Genomic DNA, 4,946 nt, shown 5'->3' with positions numbered 1-4,946 from the left:
GCTGCTGGTGGCCCTGGTCGTGCTGCTGCCTGAATCCGTGCGCCACATGGTGGCCAACAACTACCCGGCCGATCGCATCCGCAAGGTGCTGGCGCGCATTGCCGGTGATGCCGTGCAGGGCGTGCAGCGTTTCGTGCTGACCGAGGCCAGGCCCGAGGCCCAGGCCGGCAGCGGCATGGGCGTGGTGCTCTCGCGCCAGTACTGCGTGGGCTCGGTGATGCTGTGGATCGCCTACTTCATGGGCCTGGTCATCTTCTACGCGCTGATGAATTGGATGCCCGTGCTGTTCAAGGAAGCGGGCCTGGACCCCAAGACCGGCACCCTGGTGGCGGCGCTGTTCCCGCTGGGCGGCGTGGGCGCCGTGCTGTTCGGCTGGCTCATGGACCGCTTCAATGCCAACCGCATCATCGCCATCGGCTATGCGCTGACGGCGGCCTCCATCTGGTGGATAGGCCAGACGGCCGGCCACCTGGGCTGGCTGGTGGTGGCCGTCTTCCTGGCCGGCACCATCATGAACACCGCCCAGTCGTCCATGCCGGCGCTGGCCGCCGCCTTCTATCCGACACGCGGCCGCGCCACGGGCGTGGCCTGGATGCTGGGCATCGGGCGCTTCGGCGGCATCGCGGGCTCCTTCCTGGTGGCCGAGCTGTCGGCGCGCCACATGGCCTTCAGCGAGATCTTTGCCGTGGTGGCCATTCCTGGCGTGATCGCCATGGCCGCCCTCATCATCAAGCAGTACAGCAGTCCCGAGCCGCAGGGCGGCGCGGTGCCTGCCGCACCCCTTCATTGACACATTTCCACCCCATAAAGACGCAGGAGACCCTCCGATGATCATCGACGTACACGGCCACTACACCACCGCGCCCGCGGCCCTGGGCGCCTGGCGCGACCTGCAGATCGCGGGACTCAACGACCCGTCCAAGGCCCCGCGGGCCAGCGAGCTGAAGATCAGCGACGACGAGATCCGCGAGACCATCGAGACCAACCAGCTCAAGCTGATGAAGCAGCGCGGCTCCGATCTCACCATCTTCAGCCCGCGCGCCAGCTTCATGGCGCACCACATCGGCGACTTCGAGACATCGAGCACCTGGGCCGCCATCTGCAACGAGCTGTGCTACCGCGTCAGCCAGCTGTTCCCCGATCACTTCATCCCGGCCGCCATGCTGCCGCAGTCGCCCGGGGTGGACCCCAAGACCTGCATTCCCGAGCTGGTCAAGTGCGTGGAGCAGTACGGCAACGTGGGCATCAACCTGAACCCCGATCCGTCAGGCGGCCACTGGACCTCGCCCCCGCTGTCGGACCGCTCCTGGTACCCCATCTACGAAAAGATGGTGGAGTACGACATCCCGGCCATGGTCCACGTCTCCACCAGCTGCAACGCGTGCTTCCACACCACGGGCGCCCACTACCTGAATGCCGACACCACGGCCTTCATGCAGTGCCTGACCAGCGACCTGTTCAAGGACTTCCCCACGCTCAAGTTCCTGATCCCCCATGGCGGCGGCGCCGTGCCCTACCACTGGGGCCGTTTCCGCGGCCTGGCGCAGGAACTCAAGAAGCCGCTGCTGGACGAGCACCTGCTCAACAACATCTTCTTCGACACCTGCGTCTACCACCAGCCGGGCATCGATCTGCTGACCAAGGTGATCCCGGTCAAGAACATCCTGTTCGCCAGCGAGATGATCGGCGCCGTGCGCGGCATCGATCCGACCACGGGCCACTACTACGACGACACCAAGCGCTACATCGAGGCCACGGCCAACCTCACCGAAGAAGAGCGCTACCAGGTCTACGAAGGCAACGCGCGCCGCGTGTTCCCGCGCCTGGACGCCGCCCTCAAGCAAAAGGGCCTGTAAGCAGGCCGCCACCACAGATCAAGGAGAACACCATGTACGAACTCGGTGTGGTTTACCGCAACATCCAGCGCGCCGACCGCGCGGCCGCCGACGGCCTGGCCGCCCTGGGCTCGGCCACCGTCCACGAGGCCATGGGCCGCGTGGGCCTGCTCAAGCCCTATATGCGTCCCATCTACGCGGGCCAGCAGGTCTCGGGCACGGCCGTCACCGTGCTGCTGCAGCCCGGCGACAACTGGATGATGCATGTGGCCGCAGAGCAGATCCAGCCCGGCGACATCGTGGTCGCGGCCGTGACCTCGGAATGCACGGACGGCTACTTCGGCGACCTGCTGGCCACCAGCTTCCAGGCGCGTGGCGCGCGGGCGCTGATCATCGACGCCGGCGTGCGCGACGTGAAGACGCTGCAGGAAATGAACTTCCCCGTGTGGAGCCGCGCCATCTCCTCCAAGGGCACGATCAAGGCCACGCTGGGCTCGGTCAACATCCCCGTGGTCTGCGCAGGCATGTGGGTCACGCCCGGCGACGTGATCGTGGCCGATGATGACGGCGTGGTCTGCGTGCCCGCCGCCAAGGCCGCCGAAACCCTGGCTGCCGCGCAAAAGCGCGAGAGCTTCGAGGGCGAGAAGCGCGCCAAGCTGGCTTCCGGCGTGCTGGGCCTGGACATGTACAAGATGCGCGAGCCGCTCGAAAAGGCCGGCCTTCGTTACATCGATTGAAGGAGGGAATATGAGCGCTTTTGAAAAGACCCCCGGCTGGCTGGACTGGTACGCCGGCCCCTCCAAGCCCAAGTTCCAGGTGCCCGCAGGCGCTGTCGATGCCCACTGCCACGTCTTCGGCCCTGGCGATGAATTCCCGTTCGCGCCCGAGCGCAAGTACACGCCCTGCGATGCCAGCAAGCAGCAGCTGTTCGCGCTGCGCGACCACCTGGGCTTTGCGCGCAACGTCATCGTGCAGGCCACCTGCCACGGCGCCGACAACCGCGCCATGGTCGATGCCTGCAAGGCCGCCGACGGCAAGGCGCGCGGCGTGGCCACGGTGCGCCGCAGCGTGACCGACGAGGAACTGCAGGAACTGCACGCCGCCGGCGTGCGCGGCGTGCGCTTCAACTTCGTCAAGCGCCTGGTGGACTTCACGCCCAAGGACGAGCTGATGGAGATCGCGGGCCGCATCGCCAAGCTCGGCTGGCATGTGGTCATCTACTTCGAGGCCGTGGACCTGCCCGAGCTGTGGGATTTCTTCACCAGCCTGCCCACCACCGTGGTCGTGGACCACATGGGCCGCCCCGACGTGAGCAAGCCCGTGGACGGGCCCGAGTTCGAGCTGTTTCTCAAGTTCATGCGCGAGCACCAGAACGTCTGGAGCAAGGTCAGCTGCCCCGAGCGCCTGTCCGTCACCGGCCCCAAGGCGCTGGACGGCGAGCAAAATGCCTACCGCGACGTGGTGCCCTTCGCCCGCCGCGTGGTCGAGGAATTCCCCGACCGCGTGCTGTGGGGAACCGACTGGCCCCACCCCAATCTGAAGGACCACATGCCCGACGACGGCCTGCTGGTCGATTTCATCCCGCACATTGCACCGACTGCCGAGCTGCAGAAGAAGCTGCTGGTCGACAACCCCATGCGTCTGTACTGGCCCGAAGAAGCCTGAAGGCGACCATGTCCGGCCTGGGTGCCGGACATATTCAAGGAGATATCCATGGCATTGGACAAACCCTATCTGGACGTGCCCGGCACCATCATTTTCGATGCCGAGCAGTCCCGCAAAGGCTACTGGCTCAACCAGTTCTGCATGTCGCTGATGAAGGCCGAGAACCGCGAGCGCTTCAAGGCCGACGAGCGTGCCTACCTGGACGAATGGGCCATGAGCGAGGAGCAGAAGCAGGCCGTGCTGGCCCGCGATCTGAACTGGTGCATGCGCACGGGCGGCAACATCTACTTCCTGGCCAAGATCGGCGCCACGGATGGCAAGAGCTTCCAGCAAATGGCCGGCTCCATGACCGGCATGTCGGAAGAGGAATACCGCAACATGATGGTGAGCGGAGGCCGTTCGGCCGAAGGCAACCGCCGCGTGGGCGAGGAGGGCGATGCCCAGGCCCACCGCCAGCCGCAGGGCAAGGCCGGCAGCGTGGACAAGAACAACAAGGAAGGCAACTGACATGGCGCGCATCACCGCATCCGTCTACACCTCGCATGTGCCCGCCATCGGCGCGGCCATGGACCTGGGCAAGGTGGGCGACCCCTATTGGCAGCCGCTGTTCAAGGGCTTCGAGCACTCGCGCCAATGGCTCAAGGACAACAAGCCCGACGTGATCTTCCTGGTCTACAACGACCACGCGACCGCGTTCAGCCTGGACTTCATCCCGACGTTTGCCATCGGCACGGCCGCTGAATACCAGCCCGCCGACGAAGGCTGGGGCCCGCGCCCCGTGCCCAAGGTCATCGGCCATCCGGAACTGGCCAGCCACATTGCGCAGTCGGTGATCCAGCAGGACTTCGACCTGACCATCGTCAACAAGATGGACGTGGACCACGGCCTGACCGTGCCGCTGTCGCTGATGTGCGGCGAGCAGGACGCGCGCACGGGCGCCTGGCCCTGCCCGGTGATTCCGTTTGCCGTCAACGTGGTGCAGTACCCCGTGCCGTCGGGCCAGCGCTGCTTCAACCTGGGCCGGGCCATTCGCCGCGCCGTGGAAAGCTTCGACGAAGACCTGAACGTGCAGATCTGGGGCACGGGCGGCATGAGCCACCAGCTGCAGGGCGCGCGTGCGGGCCTGATCAACAAGGAGTGGGACAACCGCTTCCTGGACCTGCTGATCGAGAACCCTGCCGGTTTGGCCAAGATGCCGCATATCGACTACGTGCGCGAGGCCGGCTCCGAAGGCATCGAGCTGGTGATGTGGCTGATCGCGCGCGGTGCCATGGCCGACGTGAACGACGCGGGCCCCGCGCCTCGCGTGGCGCACCGCTTCTTCCATGTGCCGGCCTCCAATACCGCCGTGGGCCACCTGATCCTCGAAGAGGCCGCCGCCCGCTGAGCGCGACTCACAGAACCCTTCTGGCGTCGTTGCCGCATCTTGCCGTAGCGCTGCTACTG

General features: G+C 66.1%; 6 protein-coding genes. All 6 read left to right on the top strand.

All coding sequences use genetic code 11. The annotated features are described in order from the left end of the window. A partial coding sequence (locus QZ709_RS17945) for an MFS transporter (RefSeq protein WP_294638833.1) occupies positions 1-790 on the top strand: 790 nt, incomplete at its 5' end. Between the two features lie 37 nt (positions 791-827). Continuing rightward, a complete protein-coding gene (locus QZ709_RS17940; RefSeq protein ID WP_250438504.1) occupies positions 828-1,856 on the top strand; it encodes an amidohydrolase family protein in 1,029 nt (342 codons plus the stop codon). A gap of 32 nt (positions 1,857-1,888) precedes the next feature. Further along, positions 1,889-2,572 carry a 4-carboxy-4-hydroxy-2-oxoadipate aldolase/oxaloacetate decarboxylase gene (gene ligK, locus QZ709_RS17935; RefSeq protein WP_012206250.1) on the top strand — a complete coding sequence of 228 codons (684 nt, stop codon included), beginning with the start codon at positions 1,889-1,891 and terminating at the stop codon, positions 2,570-2,572. Between the two features lie 10 nt (positions 2,573-2,582). Beyond that, complete coding sequence (locus QZ709_RS17930) at positions 2,583-3,500, top strand: amidohydrolase family protein (RefSeq protein WP_046987197.1); 918 nt, start codon at positions 2,583-2,585, stop codon at positions 3,498-3,500. A 48-nt stretch (positions 3,501-3,548) separates the two neighbouring features. Next, positions 3,549-4,007 carry a protocatechuate 4,5-dioxygenase subunit alpha gene (gene ligA / locus QZ709_RS17925; RefSeq protein WP_016450431.1) on the top strand — a complete coding sequence of 153 codons (459 nt, stop codon included), beginning with the start codon at positions 3,549-3,551 and terminating at the stop codon, positions 4,005-4,007. A 1-nt stretch (position 4,008) separates the two neighbouring features. Continuing rightward, positions 4,009-4,887, top strand: a complete 879-nt coding sequence (locus QZ709_RS17920) for a class III extradiol dioxygenase subunit beta (RefSeq protein WP_294638828.1) — start codon at positions 4,009-4,011, stop codon at positions 4,885-4,887. Positions 4,888-4,946 lie beyond the last annotated feature (59 nt).

It is taken from the genome of uncultured Aquabacterium sp. (genome assembly GCF_913773725.1).
Classification (GTDB): Bacteria; Pseudomonadota; Gammaproteobacteria; order Burkholderiales; family Burkholderiaceae_C; genus Aquabacterium.
This window is presented reverse-complemented; position numbering and strand designations above follow the sequence as displayed.